1 protein-coding gene is annotated in these 1,113 nt (G+C 26.5%); it reads right to left on the bottom strand.

The window, feature by feature from the left end; translation table 11 throughout:
* Nucleotides 1-74: 74 nt before the first annotated feature.
* Nucleotides 75-1,070 carry a class I SAM-dependent methyltransferase gene (locus ACO409_RS11020; protein ID WP_006149302.1) on the bottom strand — a complete coding sequence of 332 codons (996 nt, stop codon included), beginning with the start codon at nucleotides 1,068-1,070 and terminating at the stop codon, nucleotides 75-77.
* Nucleotides 1,071-1,113 lie beyond the last annotated feature (43 nt).

The raw sequence follows: 1,113 nt of genomic DNA, 5'->3' as shown, positions 1-1,113 counted from the left end.
AATTCAGTTTTAAAAGTTCTTTGTAAACCAAATTTTTTAACCAATTGACTTCCAATGATTATCGCTATCAAAAATTATAATTTTGGCTTATTTTTAGAGTACAAAATACAATTATAAGGACTATCCAATTCAATTGATTTACTATAATAGTAGCCACAGTAATTAAGTAAATTATCCAAATCATCAAGATAAAACGATTTTCCATTTCCTGTCATTGAAAATTGAATATTATATATATGTTGCATGATATCCTCTGAGTTTTCATCAATTATGAATTCATTTATTAATAATCGTCCTCCACTATCAAGATACTTATCAACCATATTTAATAATTTAATAATTTGTTCTTTATTATAACCGTGTAATATATTACTTAGAACTACAATATCGAATTCTCCAATATCTTTGTTGTAAAAAAATATATCCTGAGGGAGCAACTGTAGTCTGCCATCTTCAATAAGTTTTATATTATTATTGGTTGCATTTGCTATTGGTGAAGGATTATCGATTCCAACTCCTACCCAGTTTGGATGATCTTCTAATAGTGTAGAAAGTAACTTGGCAGAGCCACATCCAATATCTAAAACCCTAATATTGTTGTTAGGAAAATAGTTAGAAATAGTTTCAGAAGTATTAGAAGCTAGTGAATTTAAATAAGGCAAAATGTTTTTCCAGTGATTATTATCTTCAAAAGCAAAAAGATTTTCCTTTGAAGATTCATCTTTAGCAAACAACTCTAGATTATTCCAAAGATTATTATTAAGATATTCATGAGTTTTCCAAATGTTACCAATATACTTACTTTCAGTTGAAACAATAAAATCAAAGTAGTCACTGTTTATATGATACCTATTGTTTTCAAATGTCAAAATATTTTTGTTTATTAGTACAAAGAACATAGACTTCATAATAGAAGGGTTATAGTTGTATGCATGTACTAATTTTTCTATGGTGTTGTTACCATCATTTATCTTATCAAATATTTTTAATTTAAAACATGTATTTAATATTCTTGCTTCCGCAAATCCCCATGAGTCGTTAATAATTTTATTCATGCTATCTTTTTTCATCTAGATAAAACTCCTTTGTTCAAATAATCATAAATCCTTAGAT

The organism is Leptotrichia sp., assembly GCF_057270615.1.
Note: the sequence above shows the minus strand (reverse complement) of the source record. Positions and strands in the feature narration are given on the sequence as shown.

Coding starts and splice junctions, on each gene's coding strand:
- ACO409_RS11020 (WP_006149302.1), bottom strand. CDS start 1,070: ATGAAAAAAGATAGCATGAATAAAATTATTAACGACTCATGGGGATTT.